The sequence below is a fragment of the Dysgonomonas sp. ZJ279 genome, assembly GCF_011039205.1.
In the GTDB taxonomy this organism is placed as follows: Bacteria; Bacteroidota; Bacteroidia; order Bacteroidales; family Dysgonomonadaceae; genus Dysgonomonas.
Map to the genome: position 1 here is coordinate 92,348 of NZ_JAAKEL010000009.1, position 20,460 is coordinate 112,807.

A 20,460-nucleotide genomic window follows, 5' to 3' on the forward strand; every position below is an offset into this window, starting at 1 on the left:
ATATAATATGAAAACTATATATTTGACAAAAGCAGATTTCTTAACAAAAGTGGCGAATTATGAAGTGAATCCCGATTGGAAATATTTGGGTGATAAACCTGCTTTGATCGATTTTTATGCTTCATGGTGTGGACCCTGCAAAGCTCTTGCTCCTGTATTGGAAGAGCTTGCGGCAGAATATAAAGATGAAGTTTATATTTATAAGGTTGATACAGAACAAGAGGAAGAACTAGCGGAATTATTCGGAATCAGAAGTATTCCAAGCTTACTGTTTGTACCTTTAAATGAGTCTCCTCAGATGTCTCAGGGAGCGGTGCCTAAGCCACAGCTAAAAGACGCTATTGATAAGATTCTGCTAAAAAAAGATTAAGTGTACGAGTGAAAAGAGAAGTGAAGATTGTTAAGGTTGGGTTGGAGTGTAAAGCTCCAACCTTTTTTATTGCAAAAATAATATATGTGTAAGTGTAATTCTGTATTTATAGGGGCGATATTATTTTGTATTGTCAAATAATAAAATAACTTTGTATATATGTCCGTACAAATAATATATACTATGAAAAAGAATTACAGTATTTTATGTGTTTTACTCTCCTTGTTATTTTCTTGTTCTAAGCCTAATGAAACGCAACAGCTGGCAAGTACTATAAGTAAAGATAGCTCTTTGCATATAGTTGATAGCATGGCTCGGGCGGTTATCCGTAGTGGATTTAATGCAGGTAGCGGTTATTCGCAGATTTGGGCGCGTGATATGAATACTTTTATCGAAGTGGCATGTGAAGAAAGTAATCCTCAGGATTTGAGAAATGCGATTCTTCTTTTCTTTGCTCTTCAGCAGCCTAACAATGAAATGATCGATGGATACGTATTAAAACCTGAATTTACATGGAATGACGATACCCCTTATTATTCGGATGCTGCTCCCGATCATGTGGCATTTAAAAATACGGTAGAAACTGATCAGGAATCGTCACTTATACAGATTGTAGGAAAATACATCCGCAAAACAGGAGATAAATCTATTTTACAGGAAGTAGTAGCAGGAAAAACTGTTATCGAACGAATGGGACTTATGGTAGATTACCTGAAGAAAGAGCGTTTCAGTGAAAAATATGGTCTTATATATGGTGCTATGACTGCCGATTGGGGCGACGTACAACCTAATGATGATTGTGGTTGTGATATAAATGAACTATCAGATTTGGCAATAGATGTATATGATAATGCAATGCTTATCATTGCGCTCGATTATCTTCAGGAAATGACTGATGATAGTGTGAAAAAGCAAGAATGGAAAGACCTGCGCACCAGTTTGGCTGAAAATGTAAGAAAGCATTTGTGGGATACTGAACGACAAAAATTCATTCCTCATATTTATCTTGATAAATCTCCTATTCCCGAAGGGTTTGACGAGTTGGCTATTCATTATCATGGAGGTACAGCCGTTGCAATAGAGGCAGGCTTGTTATCGAAAGAAGAAATCGCCATAGCTAATAAGCAAATGGTCGAAAATGTTCGCTTGTCAGGAATGCCTAGTATTGGATTGACTCTTTATCCTACCTATCCCGAAGGTTTTTTCAGAGGAGGAATGGGTACACCTTATGTGTATCAGAATGGCGGTGACTGGACTTGGTTTGGTGGGCGTATGATACAGCAACTCATAGCCAATGGATTTACAGAGGAAGCCTATGACGAGGTTCGGCCAATGATAGACCGTGTTATAAAAAATCAAGGTTTTTACGAGTGGTATGGCAAAGGATGTAAGCCTGATGGCTCGGGTCATTTTAAAGGTTCGGCAGGAGTATTGGCTAAATCAATAGAAATGTTTAATCAATGGGCTGACGAAAATAAGTAAATTAGTACCGCAGTTATATCGGTTAATATATTAAAAAGGTTGTCTCATTTTTTGAGACAACCTTTATTTATGACAACCATTTGTAAGGCGGATAATCAATTTGCGTCGAGAGAACTTGGCGGAGCCTGTTCGATCAATTCCATAAACTGATCCAGTTTAGGAGTAATGATTATCTGAGTTCTACGGTTACGAGCTTTTCCTTCAGGTGTACTGTTGCTTACAATCGGATTGTATTCTCCACGTCCGGCAGCAGTCAAACGTTTAGGATCAATTCCGTAATTGTCTTGCAATGCCTGAACAACGGATGAACCACGCAAAGCACTCAGATCCCAATTGTTACGGATGTTAGGACGTGAAATTGGATCTGTGTCGGTATTTCCTTCCACCAATACATCATAGTCTTTATAATCTAAGATGATTTTAGCGATCTTACTAAGAGTTTGACCTGCTTTGTCACTTATTTCAAAGCTTCCGGAACGATACAACATGTTATCGGACAAAGAAATATACACAACGCCTTTCAATACTTGAATATCCAAGTCTTTCATTTCTTCGCGAGATAGTGAACGGGTAAGATTATTAACCATTACAAGATTCAAAGAATCAGATCTGTTTTTAGCTTGTACCAAATGTTGGATAAAGCGGTTAGATGCATTGATTTCATCGACCAGCTTTCCAATATTCAAATTACCTTGAGAGTTTTGCGAAAGACTCTTATTCAACGAATTTTGCATATCAGTTAGAGCTGCACGCAATTCATCATTGTTTTTTCGGGCTTCAGCCAGTCTATCTTCAAGACTTGTCACGCGGGTGCGGCTCTCTGTCAACTGCAATTGACTTCCTTGAAATTCTGTTTGTAGTTGTTTGTAGTCTGTTTCTAAATTCCGAAACTTACCCCTACTAACACAACTCGTAAACATTATACTTGCTGTTAATATGAACAGCGACCAAAAAGAATACTTCATAAACTAAATCTTATTGTTAAATTTAATATGTAATCAATATTTATAACAATAATGCTAGCTAATTAGTTTGAAGTGGGATGGGGTTTATCTATTTATATTTTATTGAAATGATGCTCTACTTCATATAGAAAATGAGGGCGTGTTGTAACATTTTTCGTATGATTCTGTCATCCTGAACGGAGTGAAGAATGACAAAAGCGAGTAACACTTTAAACAGTGTGCTTTTACTTACAACACTCCCTCATGCTAACTATTTCAGTAATTGTATTTCTTGATTGCGGGCTTGAATTTCCATCAGTGGAATTTCTTTTTGCAGTTGCTCTTGCCGCTTTTCCATATTTAAAATCGAAGCGCTTATTCGGCGTTTGCCTTCTTGCGACGAACCTATATAGTTTACTCGTTCGCTTTCGAGCTTCTCATCTAAAGTGTTTAATTCATTTTTTAATTGCTGTACCTTGGTGTAGGCTTCTCGTGCAGGTTTGCTCTTAAAGTCACCCAACGAATAATAAGTGTATGTATCGTTGATTACAAATTCGAAATCATGATTAACTTTTTCTTTTACTTCCGCGTCTTTCCTCGCCAATGTTATTAGTTTGGAATAGTTTGTGCCTGGTATCCATGAACTTTTTATTGATGATATATGTGCTCTTCCTGCCAAATATTGTTCGTCATCACTACTTATTATTTTGACCGTGCCATTAGGAATGAATGTGTAGACACATACTTTTCCTTCACGTTGAAAGCGATCTGAAGCGAACCAGCCGACTCCTTTTTCTTCATCAACCACCATCATATAGTCGTTGTACAGCGAATTAAACGGCATATTTAAGCGTTCGGGTGTGAGAAATGTATCATTATTCATATTGTAGCGGGAAACAAACAGGTCGTATCCACCGATTGATTCTTCGTCTCGGGCTGCAAAGTATATCGTAACACCGTCAGCCATCATGTATGGATAGTTTACATCGCCCTCCAAGCCAAAGTTGGTTGCAGATAGTTCTTTTTCATTGCCAAAATCATCAAGAAGCTTTTCCATCGAGAACAGGCTATAAGAAATACCTTCGAGGGGTTGGCCGTAATATATCTTTGTTCCTTTCTCATTAAAATAAACCGTAGACTCAACAGGTCTGCTACTTGTAAATACTTTATTGAAATAGTCGAGACGCCCCGAACTGGTGCTCATTTTGTAGGCAGAAAGAAATTCTGCTTTATCAACAACTATGCTGTCTATGATTTGTACATCCTCGGTGTTAGAAACCATTCGATTCAATCGCGATGTCAGCTTTCTTTTCTCTTCGAGATTAGCACGGGCTGCATCATCTTTCTTTTTTAGTAAGGCTTCGTATTTACTAAACATATCTCTCGCTTCTGAGAAACGGTATTGATTGGTGTAAAGCATTCCCAAATAGAGAAAAGAGTCTTGTATTCTTTTGGTGGAAGCAAAACGAAGTGCTTCTTCTGCTTTTTTGAGGTTTTGATTTGTTTCGAATAAACACGCACCATACCAGAAATTTATAGATGCATCTGTGGGTTTTGCATTATATTCGCCTTCGAATAGGGGTAAAGCCTTTTCAAACTCCCCTTTGTTGTATAATTCTTTAGCTTCGGTTAGTGTTTGTGTTAAAGCGGTGGTTACACAGCTTACGGATAACAACAAGTATATAATAACTGATCTCATAGGGATTATGTATCTTCTGGTTTAATGTTCCAAAGATAAGAATTTAATATTAAGCTAGCTGACCTAATCAAAATTTTAGTGGGAACAAGAAATAAAAATCACCAAACGAAAATCCGCATTCAGATAACCTTCAACTAAGAGTCCATATTGACAAACAAAATTCGTTATTGAAATATAAAAATCATAGAATTATTTATCTAATAGCACAATAAAAGGAGCATTTCCCTGTTGATCAGTTCCGTTTGCAGAGTAGGTTTTACCGTCAATGATAATACTTGTACATAACTGATTATTATTCCAATTAGAAATGATGATATGTTCGTCTGAATCGCCAAAAATATAAGGACAAATAAATGTGTGGGTCAATCTGGAAGGATGGAAATCTGGTGACTCTGGTGGAGTTGAAGTCGCGAAAACTAAATAATGATAAGAATCGGTCATCTGCAAATATAAGGGAAACAGGGAAAGTTCTTCTTTGAATTTTCCTATTTGTGCAACCTCCAATCGGTAAATATTTCTTTTTATTTTATGTGCCTCATTTTCTTCTATGTAATCTATTCCACGAAGCTTATCATTACCTGCACCGTCTTCAAATCTTATTTCCAATCTGTAATGACGTGGTGGAATTGAATCAGCGTAACCTGAGCAACTTAATAATATTGAAGATAATGATAGTATGCATATAAAGAATATTATATTGTTTTTCATAATTTTATATCTTATAATGGTTAATGGCAATAAATATAAAAACAGTTATTAATAAAAACAAATATTCCTCCTAATAAAATAATAAAGTGTTTCTTTTAAGATGTAATTCTTTGTTATACAATAGTTAATACCCATTCTCGTAAATGGTGTAAACTGGGAATAAGCGGAAATTATTGGTTACATATCCTCAAGAAGAATAAGGCTAATTTGGATTTAAATTGCTTTGATGAACTTCTTCAGGTTTTAAAAGCATCTAATTGCTACCGATGACTTATTTATCAATGCATATGTCGGTTTTGATTCCAAAGAATTTAAAGATAAGTGCTCTGGATATTGTACAACGACAAAGAAATCTGTGAATGCCCGTGATGTAGATAGATATAATGATTTAATATTTGATGGCAAGCTTTATAGACAAAGATGTAGAATTGAAAGGACTAATGCTAGAAGGGATAGTTGTAGGGCTTTCCTTAATAGATTTAAAAACAACAATGTCCTTTTGTATAGCTTTTGTTAGTATATTCTTAAAGAAAATTAATTAGAATAAAAAGTCTAGATGACTTCTAACTATAAACGAATGCCGAGAAATAAATTTCACTAATTTTGCAGTTGATTTTTTCAACTATTAATTTGATCATTATTATCATATGAACCTATCGGGATTTTATACAATTCTTTTACTCATTGTTTCAAATGTTTTTATGACTTTTGCCTGGTATGGGCATCTCAAGTTAAGGGAGTATTCGTGGTTCGCCGCATTGCCATTGTTTGGTGTGATTGCTATAAGTTGGGGAATTGCTTTCTTTGAATACTGTTTTCAAGTTCCCGCTAATAGGTTGGGTTTTCAAGGTAATGGAGGACCGTTTTCATTGATGCAATTGAAGATTATCCAAGAGGTAATTACCCTTGTCGTTTTTGTGCTTTTCAGCACATTGGCGTTCAAAACGGAAACGCTTAAGTGGAATCACTTATTGGCTTTCTTTTTCCTTATCGCAGCCGTTTATCTTGTATTTAAGAAGTAAGTAAAGAATTATTTACCTGACGATCCAAAGAATTTTGTGTGCTTAGGGCGCGGTACTTTTTTCCAATCGATATTACCATTATCGTCTTTATGAATCTCCATTATTGATGGGAAAGTAGCAACATATATTATCTTTATAGAATCGCCTGCCATAACCTTTCCAACCTCATTTTTTACCTGATCTTCAATTGTTTCGTCTTTTGTCTGAAAGACAATATCAATATATTTTTTTGTGACTTTGCTACCTCTGGGTCGTCCTCCCGAATAATGAGTTTCGCTATGCGTTCCGGTTACTTTTGCCCAAGTTATAACCCCATCTTTGTCTAATAGTGCTTCTCGCCCTGCCATGATACCGATAAAAGCAGCGCAACAGATAACGAATGATAATAAATACCATTTTATAGATGATTTTACGGCATTTTTCATCGCTCTGAAATTACAATTTATCTTTCAGATAAAATCCTGTGTGAGACTTTTTGCATTTTACTATCTGCTCGGGAGTACCTTCGCATACAACATAGCCACCTTCTTTACCACCCTCAGGGCCTATATCGATTATATGGTCTGCACATTTGATAACGTCCATATTGTGTTCGATAATGATGATAGTATGCCCTCTTTTGATCAAAGAGTCGAAAACCTTGAGCAGAGTTTTGATGTCGTGGAAATGCAAGCCGGTTGTAGGCTCATCAAAAATAAAGAGTGTAGGGTCTGATTTTTCATCAACCAAATGGAAGGCCAATTTGACCCGTTGGTTTTCACCACCCGATAAAGATGATGATGATTGCCCGAGTTTTACGTAGCCCAATCCTACATCTTGTAATGATTTTAATCGTTTTACTATTTTCTTTTCGGTACTACCTTTTCCTTCTCCGAAGAAGTCGATAGCTTCATCGATAGTCATATCTAAAACATCATAGATGTTTTTATCACGATACAACACATCAAGTATATCTTGCTTGAACCGCTTGCCACTACATGTTTCGCAAACAAGTGAAACATCGGCCATAAACTGCATTTCTACCAGAATCTTACCTTCTCCTGCACAATCTTCACATCGCCCACCCTCTACATTGAAAGAGAAAAAAGCGGGAGTAAAATGCATTTGTTTCGCTAGAGGTTGATCGGCAAACAGTTTGCGGATTTCATCGTAAGCTTTTATATAAGTTACAGGATTGGAGCGGGACGAGCGTCCGATTGCATTCTGATCGATCATTTCTACAACCTTGATCAATTTCAGATCTCCTTCTAATCCATTATATTGAACGATCTGGTCGCCCTTCTCATTATAATAACGGTTGAGAGCAGTGTAAAGTACATCGCAAACCAATGATGATTTTCCCGAACCGCTAACGCCTGTTACTACAGTCATTACATTGAGAGGGAATTTTACATCGATGTTTTTCAGATTATTTTGTCTGGCTCCTTTTATCTCCAGATAGTTATTCCATTTACGCCGCTTTTGAGGTATTTCTATCTTTTCCTCTCCATTCAGATAGCGGACAGTATAGCTTTCGGTTTGTTTTTCGAGCCCTGCAACATCTCCCTGATAAACAACTTCACCACCTAATCGTCCTGCTTTAGGTCCAATATCTATTATATAGTCGGCTGCACGGATAATTTCTTCGTCATGCTCTACCACTACAACAGTGTTGCCTATAGATCGTAAATCTCTTAGAACATCAATCAGTAGGTTTGTGTCGCGCGAGTGAAGACCGATACTCGGCTCGTCGAGTATATATAGAGAACCAATCAGACTGCTGCCCAAAGATGTTGCTAGATTGATGCGCTGGCTTTCTCCTCCGGATAGAGAGTTGGATAATCTATTGAGCGTTAAATAACCTAACCCGACACTTGTTATATAATGAATACGGCTTGTTATGTCGACTAATAGACGCTTTGCGATTGCTGCGTCTGTTTCATCTAAAACCAGCTGATCGAAGAATATTTTCATTTCAGAAACAGGCATCAGTACTATGTCCGAAATTGTTTTTCCTCCAACTTTTACATATAGTGCCTGCGGTTTAAGCCGTGCACCCTTACAGGCCGGACAGGTTGTCTTTCCGCGATAGCGGGCTAACATGACACGGTATTGGATTTTGTATTGATTCTCTTCTACCATTTTGAAGAAATCATCAATACCATGTAATCCTTCAGCTCCATGCCAAAGCAAATCGTGTTCTTTATCTGTTAATTCGAAATAAGGACGGTGAATAGGGAAGTTATATTTGTCTGCCGACAGAATGAACTGATTTTTCCATTCGCTCATCTTTTCTCCCTTCCAGCATACTACTGCATCTTCGTAAACCGAATGGCTCTTGTTGGGAATAACTAAATCTTCATCAATACCCATTACTTTGCCGAATCCCTCGCATACGGGACACGCTCCGGTGGGGCTATTGAAACTGAACATCATATCGTTAGGCTCTTCAAATTGAATGCCATCTGCTTCGAAGCGTTTCGAAAAGCCAATTGTTTCTACACCTTTTTCGGCATAGAAGCGGATGATACAATCACCTTCTCCTTCGAAGAAGGCTGTTTCTATCGATTCAGAGAAACGGCTTATATTTGCATTGTCGCTGTCGCATGTCAAACGATCGATCAAGAGAAACATATTGTCCAGATCATACACTTTATCCGATGCAATAATATCTTCTATTTGTTCTAGCCGTCCGTCTACTTCTACACGTGAGAAACCTTCTTTGCCAAGGATATCTAATTGTTGATTGATAGTACGATTATCGCGTAATATTATCTTAGTTAAGATGATTAAACGCGTATCGGTCGGATAAGTCAGCATCTTATTCACGATATCGCTTACCTGATGTTTCTTAACCTCTTCACCCGAAACCGGTGAAATAGTTTTGCCAATACGAGCAAACAAGAGTCGCAGGTATTCATAAATTTCAGTCGAGGTTCCTACTGTCGACCGTGGGTTACGTGATGTTACACGCTGTTCGATAGCAATAGCAGGCGGGATGCCTTTTATGTAATCGCACTCCGGCTTATTCATTCGTCCGAGGAACTGACGAGCATATGCAGAAAGACTTTCTACATAACGACGCTGACCCTCGGCATAGAGAGTGTCGAATGCCAATGACGATTTACCGGAACCAGATAGACCGGTAATTACAACAAACTTATTTCGTGGGATTTCTACATCAATATCTTTCAGATTATTGACACGTGCCCCTTTGATTAATATGCTTTTCTCTTCTGACATGTTTTTTCTTAAAAAGGGATACAAAAATAGGCAAAAAACAAGGAATTATCAGTACAAATTGGTTAAAGAATAACAAAACAAAATCTTATATTTGTACATACATTCATCAGATAACAATTGCCTAAGCTATGAAAAAACTAATTACCACTGTATTAATGCTATTATGTGTAGGCGTGTCTGCAATTTTAGCACAAGACAAGTATGAACTTGACAACGGATGGAAATGTTTGCCATCTCAAAAAACGAAAGATGCAGGAGAGACAATCTCAAAACAATCTTACTCTTTATCTAAATGGCAACCAGCCGTAGTTCCCGGGACTGTTTTAACAACTCAGCTTGCAAATAAAGAAGTACCAGATCCATTCTACGGAATGAATAATGAGCGTATCCCGGATATTTATAATACAGGAAGGGAATATTATACCTATTGGTTTGTAAAAGATTTCAAAGAAAGTGTACCTCAAAACGATGATCGTGTATGGCTTACTTTCAGAGGAATAAACTATAGCTGCGATATTTTTATAAATGGTAAGAAAATAAATTCAGAACCTTACGAGGGTATGTTTCTTCGAAAGACATTCGATATTAGTCCATATTTGGCAAAAGACGGGAATAACCGTCTAGCAGTAATTGTATATCCTCCTGATCCTGTAGGGAATCCGAATGGAGGGCAAGGAGGCGACGGCACTATTGCCAAAGGTGTTGCGCATCAGTATGTAGCGGGCTGGGATTGGATACAGCCAATAAGAGACAGGAATACCGGTATTTGGGATAAAGTATTTATAGAAAAAACCGGAAGTGTTAATCTGAAAAATCCGCATATTGTAACACTTGTTCCCGGCAAGCGCAAAGTTGAGGGCAAACAAGCTCCGGCTAAAATAAAAGTAACTACTGAGTTGGAGAATGCAAGTAATAAAAGTGTGCAAGGTAAACTGCAATATAGCCTGAATGGTCAAACAATATCGCAGGATGTAACGTTAGCTGCTAATTCGACGAAAGAAATTGCTTTGCCTGACTATATAATGGAAAATCCTAGGTTGTGGTGGCCTGTCGGATACGGTGATCAAAATCTGTACAATATTAAAATTGAGTTTATTGCAAATGGTAAAACCTCAGATGCCGAAAGTGTTACTTTTGGTGTTAGAGAAATGCAGCAAGAGTGGAATATTACCACCCGAAGCATGCAGGTAGCTATTAACGGACAAAAAATATTTATAAAAGGCGGTAACTGGATTATTTCGGATGCAATGTTGCGTTTCTCAAAAGAGCGATATGACGCAGAAATACGATTTCATCGGGATATGAATCTCAATCTTATCCGAATATGGGGAGGAGCTTTAGCCGAACGTCCCGAATTTTATGATGCGTGTGATAAGTATGGATTGCTTGTTATACAAGATTTTTGGATGTCGGGCGATTGTAATGGTCGCTGGGTAGATCCAATGAAACTTGAAGATCAGTGGACACGACGCAAATATCCCGACAATCATTCTTTATTCTTGGAATCGGCTGCGGATATGATAAAAATGATACGTAATCATGCTTCGTTGGCTATATGGTGTGGCGGAAATGAAATTACTCCACCGGATGATATACTTGTATCTCTTCGTGATTCTATACTGCCCGAACTGGATGGTACGCGATGGTTTATAGACTATTCCAATTCAGACGAGATGTCTTTCAATTCTATCGGTGGTAATGGCGACGGTCCTTACGGCATTCAAGATATAAGAACATTCTGGGGAGATCGCACATTTCCGTTCAATTCGGAAGTAGGATCGGTAGGGGTAGGTGACTATGAATCTTTGCTTCGATTTATTCCAACTGAAAATCTTATAGCTCCTGAGTATAATCCGGCAGCGACACCTCGACATAAAGTCGATTCTGTGTGGCAATATCACAAATATATAGGCTACGACCAATATGTTGAGCCATATGGAGAAGCTAAAGATGCGAAAGATTTTGCTATGAAAGCGCAGTTGTTAAACTACGATCAGTATCGGGCATTGATGGAAGGATTCAGTTCGCATATGTGGACTTGGTATACCGGAAGTATTATCTGGAAAACGCAAAATCCGTGGACTGCTATGCGTGGGCAAATGTATGATTACTATCTCGATCCTAATGCTTGTCTGTATGGGCTGCGTTCGGGTAGTGAACCATTGCATATCATGTACAATCCGGTGGATAGTATGGTGATGGTTGTAAATAATGGTTTTGAGAATGTGAATAATGTAATGGCCGTTGTGAAAACTCATACTATGGCAGGAGAGGAAAAAGTTATTTCTCGCGAAATTATGTATATGAATGCGTCTTCTGCTAAGCCGCTTTCGTCTCTCAAGAGATTAATCCCTCGATTGTGTAATGAAGATGGTGGGTTTATAACGTTACAGTTGGTTAATGCTAATGGTACTATATTAAGTGAAAATTTCTATTGGTTACCAAATGCAAAGGGTATTTACAGCGGTTTGCAAAAAATGAGAGCTACAGATGTCGAAATCTCTGCCCGTAGAATAAATGATAGTAAAGTAGAAGTGAGTGTGTCTAATAAAGCAGGTAATACAATTGCTTTCTTTAATCGTATTTCATTAGTCGATAGTAAAACGAAAGAGCGGATACTTCCTGCATTCTATTCGGATAATTATATTTCGGTTACTCCCGACAATAAAAAAACCGTAATAGTAGAATATAATCCGAAAACATCGGATGCATCGCTCGAAATTATGATTGAGGGCTGGAATGTGAAGCAGAAATCGGTAAGTATAAAATGAAAATTAAAAAGGCATCTCAATTATGGGATGCCTTTATTTTTTACATTACAATTATATTATTCGTCTCCTTTTTTCTTTTCCAGTTCGTCCCTCAGGATTGAAGCTAATTCGTAATCCTCTCCATTTACAGCATCTTCGAGTAAAGACTCTAGCTCTTCTTCGTTCAAAAGCGAGTAATCAAGAGCTATATTATCTCTTTCATCATCACCGAAGTCATCAGATGCAGCATTGTCATCTAAGATTACTGCTAGCTCCTTCATTATGGCTTCAGTTGTGAATATCGGTGATTTTGTTCTTAGTGCTATGCCAACAGCATCAGATGTGCGAGATTCAATTGTAATGGTTTCTTCACCTTGCTTCAACAATAATTGGGAAAAGAAAACACCGTTTTCATATTTATATATATCAACCTCTAACAAAGTTATCTTAAAGCTCGACAATAACATTTGAAAAAGATCGTGTGTTAACGGGCGTGGCGGAGCTGAGTTTTGCAGCTTGAAGGCTATCGACTGAGCCTCAGGTGTTCCTACAATAACCATCAGTCTACGTTGTCCGTCTTCTTCGGCCAGAACCAATCCATAGGTTCCGGTCTGAGTTTGGTTAAAGGAAAAACCTAATACAGAAAGTCTTACTTTGTCGTCCATTACTAAGCATATTTACACAATACAAATTCTACACTATAAAATCAAAAGTAGCCAATTATTTTTTGTTTTTCATTGCCGAATCATTTTTTTTGATCTCCGGATATTTAATTTTTAATTCCAGACTCTTAAAGTATTCAGAATAAACTGTATCTTTGGCAACTATTACTATAAAGTAAAACATGAAGAAAACTCATTTTCTCCAAACACTTTATCTCCAAAAGCCGCTAATATTAATTCTTTTAATAGCGGCACTATCGACTCTGCCTTGGTTGGGTTTGGGCGATTTCTACACAAAAGGTGAACCCCGTGAAGCTGCTTTAGCAATATCGATGATAGAAAAAGGTGAGTGGATTATTCCATCTAATTATGCCGATGAATTCGCTTATAAGCCCCCTTTGAATCATTGGTTGATATCGGGATTTTCGTTGGCTCTGAATGGTGGAGAAGTTACTCCTTTTACATCGCGACTACCATCTGCTTTAGCTTTTATAGCTATGATAGGTGTTAGTTTTATGTTTTTTGCACGAAGACGTCCTATTCTTGAGTCCTTTATAGCCTGCCTTATTGTGATTACATGTTTTGAAATACATCGGGCTGCGATGACTACGCGGGTGGATATGTTATTGACGTTTTTTCTTGTAGCAGGTACTATTCAACTATATACATGGTCTGAAAAGCGGCGATTCGGACAGCTTGTTTCGGCATGGATATTATTAAGTATGGCTACACTAGTGAAAGGGCCTGTAGGGATAGTTCTTCCGTGTCTCGTTTTCGGTACATTATTATTGACACAGAAAGTCAATTTTTTCCGTGCGGTAGGGAAGTGTGTTATTGTTGCTCTTCCTGCGTTACTTATTCCGCTAGTTTGGTATTATGCTGCTTATCAAGTGCAAGGAGATGCCTTTTTCGATAAAGTTTTCGCAGAGAACTTTGGTCGTTTCCTTCGTATGGATACTGAAACATTGGGTACTGACTATAATCTGGGAGTTGAAAATCCGTGGTATTATTATCCTTTTATCCTTTTAGCAGGTTTTTTACCGTGGACTATACTATTAGTGATATCCTTATTCTTCATCAAGTATACTAAACCGCAAGGAGGTTTCAAGGCTATTTGCATAAAGTGCTTTAATAAAATAATGGCAATGGATAAAGTCTTATTGTTCAGCTTTATTGCAATTGTTATTCCTCTCCTGTTCTTTACTATACCGGCATCTAAACGGAGCACATATATTATGTTGGTATATCCCTTCATCAGTATATTTATTGCTCGATTTTTCATATACCTTGCAGAAATGAAACCTAAAGCGATACGCATTTCGACATTGATTCTTGTTGGAATCTGTGTGCTGATGGTTTTGGTGGTAGGTCTGGCCTATGCAGGCATAATTAATATTGAAGAAATTTCGCACAGTTTTTCTAAAAGAGAAAGAACTTTGCGTGATATAAAGATATTCTCAGACTTGTTCCAGAATCCCGGATGGATAGGTCTATTTGGTATAACTATTCTTATTTTAGCAATAGGTAACAGCATATATTTATTAAAGAGAAAGATGAATGTAAAAGTTCTTATGGCTGGTTTTGGCGTTATGCTGGCTATAAATATATTTATGGATTCTTTCCTTTTGCCTACATTTAAAAATACGTATTCTCCCCGACATTTTGCCGAGTATATTTCGGACAAATATGAACTTAAGGATAATACGTATGTAATGAATAATCTATTGGAATATAAGAATCTATATGGATTAAATTTTTACTTGGGAAATAATTTCAAAAATTTTGAAAAAGAACAACCTGATAGTGGTTTCTTTATAATCATGATTGAATCTATTGATGATATAAAGGAAAAATATAAGGAAAAATATGAATTTATCCAGCTCGAATCGAGTGATAAATTCAATGAAAATAAAGATCATATGCTCTTATTCAAATTAAAGAGAAAGCAAATGCTTGCTAATTAAAGCTAACAAATGAAGAACCTTTTCGATAAACTGATTAAGAACAAACTCACACAACAGAAGTCATTCCGCCAATTGATAAAATACGGTATGGTTGGGGTTGTAGGTCTTATTATAGATATGAGTATTTATTACCTGTTAGTAAATAAATTTGCCGTACATTATGCTTTTTCACCACATATAAGTAATTTGTTGGGAGGGAATATGTCGGTACTTATGCTCAATATTCTCATATCTAATATTATTAGTCAGACTCTGGCTGTTATTAACAACTTCGTGCTGAATAGCTATTTTACATTTAAAGTAACGGATAATAAGATAAAAAGATTTTTCTCATTTGTTGGTATTGCCTGTATTGGCATGGTTGTTAGCTCTGTACTCCTAACCCTTTTTATAGGAGTGATTGGACTAAATAATATGGTGGCAAAAGTTTTTGCTGTACTAATAGTTGCGATGATGCAGTTTGTTATAAATAAATTATTTACATTTAGAGAAAAAAAAGAATAGATTCTCTAGCAATGAGTTAGAGGAGAAAATAACAAAGCGTATATTAAACACATTTAAATGCAATTTGAAGAACTTTATTTGTATTTGATTGTTTATTTTATATTAAAAAAACCGACAGGCTCTACAATATTTCCTACACATTAAGATAAGAGATATCTCCAAGCCTTACCTAGTAACATTATTTATTAAAGGATTATAACTTATGCTTAACAGTGGTATAAGAAGATACATTTCTAATTCTGTAATCGGCTTGCTTCCGTTCGTATTGTACCTGATTCTACATTCATTATCAAGAATACAGGAACAGTATGCACTAATGGCATCTTTGGCGATTGCAATTATAGCTGAAATACTCATTAGAGGTTTATCTAAGAGTAGAATGTTTAGCATAACATTTTATGTATCTACTTTAGCTTTGGCTTTTACATTAATTTTTTGGTTATTTGCTCACAATTATTTGCAAGTGCCTAATACCTATTCCTCTTTTTGTGAAATATGTATTGTTTCGATGCTTATTGGAATAAGGCTGAGTAAAACTTTTATTGCGACTAAATTCTTTCGAAAAAGAAGTCTTTTACAAAAAGCTTTTTTGAATGAATTTTATCATATCGCTTCTTTGCTTCAGTACACGCTCACTATGCACATCTTTTTTGTGTTGATGTACGAGCACTTCAAAATGACAATTTATGATGACAGGATTTCGGATATAGTTGTTTATTCAGTGCTACCGATAGTAGGAATACTAGCTATCGGAATTTATCAGATTGCACGTACAGGAAATATTGTAGCAAAATTAAAACAAGAAGAGTGGTTACCTATAGTTACAGAAAAGGGTGAAGTAACGGGTAAAATAGCCAAATCAGTTTCTCTAAAGATGAAGAATAAATTTCTGCATCCTATAGTTAGAGTGGCACTCATATCTAATGGTAAGGTTTTTTTGCAAGAAAGAGCGAATGCGGATACCCTTAGCCCTAGAAAGCTGGACTATCCTTTCGAAAAGTATATGTTGTTCAATCATGAAATCAATTTGGCTGCACGCAACAGTATAAAAAAGATGATGGGGGATGAAATGGATCTTCCGTTAAAATTCTTGTTGAAATATGTTTTTGAAAATGAAGAAACTAAGCGTCTTACTTTTCTGTTTATAATTAAGATAGAAGATGAATATTCAATAAAAAGAACGGAACAGATGAATGGTAAGTTTTGGTCTGTAAAACAGATTGAAGCGGCTTTTGCCGACGAGATATTTAGCGAGCCATTCGAGTTGGAATTCGAATATTTGAAGAATATGGTGCTGGCACCTATCGATCATCTGTAAATATTAACAGTTCGACTTACTACAAATCTTTACGCTTGCGCCATACCTGATAAGAATTTACCAAATTTTGCCAAAGAACGTATGCTCCTGGTCCAATAGACGATATGGGGTTTAGATAGGTTTGTGCCATCCAGATGGCTAAAATAGTATTCTTCTGACCCAATCCCTGCCCACCGGCTATGGTGTCGTCATATTTGCTCCCTAGCTTACGTCCGACTAAAAATTGGATTACGCATATAACAAATGCTCCGATGCCTAAGGCTACTTGAACCAGAAGGTTCGGATTTTCTTGATTAAGTATAAAAAATACAGTTTTTCCCGTTATAATGACTAAAGCGAGGGACCATAGGTAAAAAGACAATCCTCGGTTTTTCTTAATGGTTTCATGTACTCGGGGTAAAAGTCTGCTTAGTAGTAGTGCACAAATAAAAGGCAGGAGTAAAAGAATAAAGACTTTTTCGGATACAATTAGCATTGACTCTACAAATGAATCGGCATTAATATTGCCAAATGCAGCAAATATAATAGGAGCAAGAACGGCAACCGTTATATTGCTTAGTAAACTATACGTGGTCAAACTACCCGTGTTGCCTCCCAGCATACCTGTAATAACAGGAGCCGCCGTAGCTGTTGGAGCTAAAATACAGATCATAGCCCCTTGTGCAAGAATAATATGGATAGGTGCTAATAATAAGTAGACACCTACACTTCCTAATATCTGGATGAGTAGCAGAAAAAAATGTAAGCGGGAAAAACGAATATCGCGAAGTGAGATGCCGCAATAGGTGATGAATAGCATTAATGCAATAAGGTACGGTGTGATAAAAGATAATAGTGACGTATATTGGTAGAATAAGCCTCCTGTAATCATGGCTAGAGGCATCATATAAGACTTTATCTTTTTGAACATTATCAGCCCGTTTATTAAATTATTGCTCAAAGGTATATATTTTATACTAAATAAAGCCTAACAAAAATATGGACTGATGGCATCAAAATATACTAGTTGTTATTCATTTTAATTATAAGGCATTCTTTGAACTGTCTCTTTATATTACCTTTGTGTACTTTTTAGAAAAAAATAAATGAAAAAAACAAAAGGTATTATACTTGCATTGCTATCATCGGGGACATTCGGTTTGATTGCATTCTTTTCTATACCATTACTCAAAGCAGGAGTACATACCCCATCTATTCTATTCTACCGCAGTCTGCTTGCCGCTATTCTTTTAGGCACAATCTGTCTCATTAGAAAAAAAGATTTCAGAATACCACCTAAGACGGCTATCCAACTCTTTGTTATGGGGATGTTATACACCATTACAGCAATGGGTTTAATATATTCTTATACTTATATTTCGAGCGGAGTATCTACGACTCTTCATTTCCTGTATCCTATCGTTGTATCGTGTCTTATGATTATATTCTATAAGGAGAAGAAGTCACTGACCTTATTTATTGCGGCCGTAACATCTCTCGTTGGAGTAGGTTTGCTCTGCTGGAGCGATAACGGATTCATAAGCACCCGTGGATTATTTATTGTGTTGATCACCGTATTTACTTATGCCGTCTACATTGTAAATCTTGGTAGACCTGTATTTAAGAAACTCGAACCTGAAGTTTTGATGTTCTATGTGATGCTATTTGGTGCTTTTATGTTTTCCATCTATGCTTCATTTACAACAGGTATCGAGATTCTGCCTGATAGAAATGCATGGCTCAACATTGTCGGTTTAGTCCTTTTTGCGACTGTCTTATCAGGATTGTCATTGATAACTGCCGTAAAATATGCAGGATCTACTATAACATCTATACTCGGTTCGATGGAGCCTGTGGTGGCTACAATTGTGGGCATATTCTACTTTCACGAATCATTCGGATGGAATAGCTTCGCAGGATTAGTACTCATTATTGCGTCGGTCATATTGGTGGTTATGATGAACAATAAACGAGAAAAGAAAGGTCAAATAATCACAGATTAGAGTCATCATCTGATATTTTTGTTACAAAAGATAACAACTATTGCACATTTTTAGTATTTTTGTGCCATAACAACAAGATAACTATTTAAATAATAATAGAAATGAGTAATAATTTATTAAAAGGCAAAAGAGGAATCATCTTCGGTGCATTGAACGATAAGTCAATCGCTTGGAAAGTGGCTGAAAAAGCTGTAGAGCAAGGAGCAACTATAACTCTGTCTAACACGCCAATGGCTGTAAGAATGGGAGAAACAAATGCATTAAGCGAAAAACTTAATGTGAAAGTAATAGCTGCCGATGCTACAATAGTAGAAGACCTTGAGCAAGTATTTACGCAGTCGATGGAAATCCTTGGTGGAAAAATTGACTTTGTTCTTCATTCTATCGGAATGTCTCCTAACGTACGTAAAGGAAGAGATTACGATAATCTTGATTATGGATTCTATGATAAGACGCTAGATATTTCTGCCCAATCTTTTCACAAGATGATGCAAGTAGCTAAAAAAATGGATGCTATCGCTGATGGCGGATCTATTCTTGCACTTACGCATATTGCTGCTCAACGTACATTTACAGGATATAATGATATGGCCGATGCAAAAGCATTGCTTGAATCTATCGGACGTAGTTTTGGATATGTTTATGGTAGAGACAAAGGAGTGCGTGTAAATACAATCTCTCAATCGCCAACAATGACAACTGCCGGACAAGGTATCGGCGGAATGGGTGCATTTTTCGACTTTGCAGAAAAAATGTCTCCTCTAGGCAATGCCAGCGCTGAAGAATGTGCTGACTATTGTATTGTTATGTTCTCTGATCTTACTCGTAAAGTAACGATGCAAAACTTATTCCACGATGGAGGCTTCTCCAATATGGGACTAACATCTGCTGTCGTTACGGATTATATCGAAAAGAAATAAATCGCCACAAGATAAACTAAATACAAAACAGTTATCGGAGATTTAAAATATCCGGTAACTGTTTTTTTGTTTACAAAGACATTTATATGTTAGTAAAAATATATCCCGAAAACCCCAATCAGAAAGAATTGGACAAGATTGTCAAAATATTGCAGGATGGCGGTCTTATTATCTACCCGACGGATACTGTATATGCCATTGGTTGCGATGCTATGAACGTACGTGCAGTAGAGGAAATTTGCAGATTGAAGAATATAAATCCGGCAAAGAGCAACCTTTCTATTATATGTTACGATCTGAGTAATATTAGCGAGTATGCCAAGGTTGACAATGCTACTTTCAAAACAATGAAAAAAAATCTGCCGGGAGCATTCACTTTCATTCTTAATACAACCTCTACTCTCCCTAAAATATACAAGAATAAAAAAACGGTAGGAATACGTGTTCCCGACAACAATATTATTCGTGAACTTGTTCACAGTTTAGGGAATCCTATACTGACAACTTCCATAAAAGACGACGATGAGGTTATAGAATATACAACCGATCCCGAATTGATTTACGAAAGATACCAAGATATCGTAGATGTTGTAATCGACGGTGGATTTGGTGGAATAGAAGGGTCTACTGTAGTAGATTGTACTGACGGAGAGCCCGAAATAATAAGGCAGGGTAAAGGGGAATTGATTTTGTGAAAAAGTATTAAATACATACATTTGCAAAATAGCTGTATAACAGAAAATATTCCCGAATGTAGTATGCGTGGTAATTTTATTATAGAAGTCTTCTAGACTAATTTAAAATTGTAAATATAATAAGGAAGTGTTAGTTTAGTAATCGCTAAACAACTAATCATGAACACTTCCTTATGTACAAAGTACTAAGCAAAGATATAATAGAAAATGAGATATTG

General features: G+C 36.7%; 17 protein-coding genes. 10 read left to right on the forward strand and 7 right to left on the reverse strand.

The genetic code is table 11. The annotated features are described in order from the left end of the window. Positions 1 to 7: 7 nt before the first annotated feature. Positions 8 to 370: a thioredoxin gene (gene trxA, locus G7Y57_RS11435; RefSeq protein ID WP_165024057.1), complete on the forward strand. Its 363-nt coding sequence runs from the start codon at positions 8 to 10 to the stop codon at positions 368 to 370. Positions 371 to 553: 183 nt separating this feature from the next. After that, positions 554 to 1,852 carry a GH36-type glycosyl hydrolase domain-containing protein gene (locus G7Y57_RS11440; protein WP_165024060.1) on the forward strand — a complete coding sequence of 433 codons (1,299 nt, stop codon included), beginning with the start codon at positions 554 to 556 and terminating at the stop codon, positions 1,850 to 1,852. 95 nt (positions 1,853 to 1,947) lie between these two features. On the opposite strand, the gene G7Y57_RS11445 is transcribed toward G7Y57_RS11440, so the two are convergent. The 3 genes from G7Y57_RS11445 to G7Y57_RS11455 form a co-directional block, all read right to left on the reverse strand. Continuing rightward, complete coding sequence (locus G7Y57_RS11445) at positions 1,948 to 2,817, reverse strand: flagellar motor protein MotB (RefSeq protein ID WP_165024063.1); 870 nt, start codon at positions 2,815 to 2,817, stop codon at positions 1,948 to 1,950. 250 nt (positions 2,818 to 3,067) lie between these two features. Then, entirely contained in the window at positions 3,068 to 4,495 is a 1,428-nt protein-coding gene (locus tag G7Y57_RS11450; protein WP_165024065.1) for a tetratricopeptide repeat protein, read from the reverse strand. A gap of 189 nt (positions 4,496 to 4,684) precedes the next feature. Further along, on the reverse strand, positions 4,685 to 5,203 hold the full coding sequence (locus tag G7Y57_RS11455; protein WP_165024068.1) for a hypothetical protein: 519 nt from the start codon (positions 5,201 to 5,203) through the stop codon (positions 4,685 to 4,687). 647 nt (positions 5,204 to 5,850) lie between these two features. Between G7Y57_RS11455 and G7Y57_RS11460 the strand changes: the two genes are divergently transcribed. Continuing rightward, positions 5,851 to 6,225, forward strand: coding sequence for a DMT family protein (locus G7Y57_RS11460; protein WP_165024070.1), 375 nt, complete (start codon positions 5,851 to 5,853; stop codon positions 6,223 to 6,225). A gap of 8 nt (positions 6,226 to 6,233) precedes the next feature. Here G7Y57_RS11460 and G7Y57_RS11465 read toward each other — a convergent pair whose 3' ends face one another. Then, a complete protein-coding gene (locus G7Y57_RS11465; protein ID WP_165024074.1) occupies positions 6,234 to 6,650 on the reverse strand; it encodes a hypothetical protein in 417 nt (138 codons plus the stop codon). A 10-nt stretch (positions 6,651 to 6,660) separates the two neighbouring features. Next, entirely contained in the window at positions 6,661 to 9,447 is a 2,787-nt protein-coding gene (gene uvrA, locus G7Y57_RS11470) for an excinuclease ABC subunit UvrA (protein ID WP_165024075.1), read from the reverse strand. A 128-nt stretch (positions 9,448 to 9,575) separates the two neighbouring features. On the opposite strand from uvrA, the gene G7Y57_RS11475 reads away from it, so the two are divergent. Continuing rightward, positions 9,576 to 12,218 carry a glycoside hydrolase family 2 protein gene (locus G7Y57_RS11475; RefSeq protein ID WP_165024078.1) on the forward strand — a complete coding sequence of 881 codons (2,643 nt, stop codon included), beginning with the start codon at positions 9,576 to 9,578 and terminating at the stop codon, positions 12,216 to 12,218. A 56-nt stretch (positions 12,219 to 12,274) separates the two neighbouring features. On the opposite strand, the gene G7Y57_RS11480 is transcribed toward G7Y57_RS11475, so the two are convergent. Next, entirely contained in the window at positions 12,275 to 12,862 is a 588-nt protein-coding gene (locus G7Y57_RS11480; RefSeq protein WP_165024080.1) for a bifunctional nuclease family protein, read from the reverse strand. A 179-nt stretch (positions 12,863 to 13,041) separates the two neighbouring features. Between G7Y57_RS11480 and G7Y57_RS11485 the strand changes: the two genes are divergently transcribed. The 3 genes from G7Y57_RS11485 to G7Y57_RS11495 all read left to right on the forward strand — a co-directional run bounded on the left by G7Y57_RS11485 (position 13,042) and on the right by G7Y57_RS11495 (position 16,645). Then, a complete protein-coding gene (locus G7Y57_RS11485) occupies positions 13,042 to 14,823 on the forward strand; it encodes an ArnT family glycosyltransferase (RefSeq protein WP_165024083.1) in 1,782 nt (593 codons plus the stop codon). Between the two features lie 9 nt (positions 14,824 to 14,832). Beyond that, positions 14,833 to 15,327, forward strand: coding sequence for a GtrA family protein (locus tag G7Y57_RS11490; RefSeq protein WP_165024085.1), 495 nt, complete (start codon positions 14,833 to 14,835; stop codon positions 15,325 to 15,327). 202 nt (positions 15,328 to 15,529) lie between these two features. Then, positions 15,530 to 16,645, forward strand: a complete 1,116-nt coding sequence (locus G7Y57_RS11495) for a hypothetical protein (RefSeq protein ID WP_165024088.1) — start codon at positions 15,530 to 15,532, stop codon at positions 16,643 to 16,645. Between the two features lie 19 nt (positions 16,646 to 16,664). Here G7Y57_RS11495 and G7Y57_RS11500 read toward each other — a convergent pair whose 3' ends face one another. Further along, positions 16,665 to 17,555 carry a bile acid:sodium symporter family protein gene (locus G7Y57_RS11500; RefSeq protein WP_165024090.1) on the reverse strand — a complete coding sequence of 297 codons (891 nt, stop codon included), beginning with the start codon at positions 17,553 to 17,555 and terminating at the stop codon, positions 16,665 to 16,667. A gap of 175 nt (positions 17,556 to 17,730) precedes the next feature. Between G7Y57_RS11500 and G7Y57_RS11505 the strand changes: the two genes are divergently transcribed. The 3 genes from G7Y57_RS11505 to G7Y57_RS11515 all read left to right on the forward strand — a co-directional run bounded on the left by G7Y57_RS11505 (position 17,731) and on the right by G7Y57_RS11515 (position 20,242). After that, a complete protein-coding gene (locus G7Y57_RS11505; protein WP_165024092.1) occupies positions 17,731 to 18,627 on the forward strand; it encodes a DMT family transporter in 897 nt (298 codons plus the stop codon). Between the two features lie 101 nt (positions 18,628 to 18,728). Next, positions 18,729 to 19,547: an enoyl-ACP reductase gene (locus G7Y57_RS11510; RefSeq protein ID WP_165024095.1), complete on the forward strand. Its 819-nt coding sequence runs from the start codon at positions 18,729 to 18,731 to the stop codon at positions 19,545 to 19,547. Between the two features lie 86 nt (positions 19,548 to 19,633). After that, positions 19,634 to 20,242 (forward strand): L-threonylcarbamoyladenylate synthase, encoded by a 609-nt coding sequence (locus G7Y57_RS11515; RefSeq protein WP_165024097.1) that lies wholly within the window; start codon positions 19,634 to 19,636, stop codon positions 20,240 to 20,242. The last annotated feature ends 218 nt before the right edge of the window (positions 20,243 to 20,460 follow it).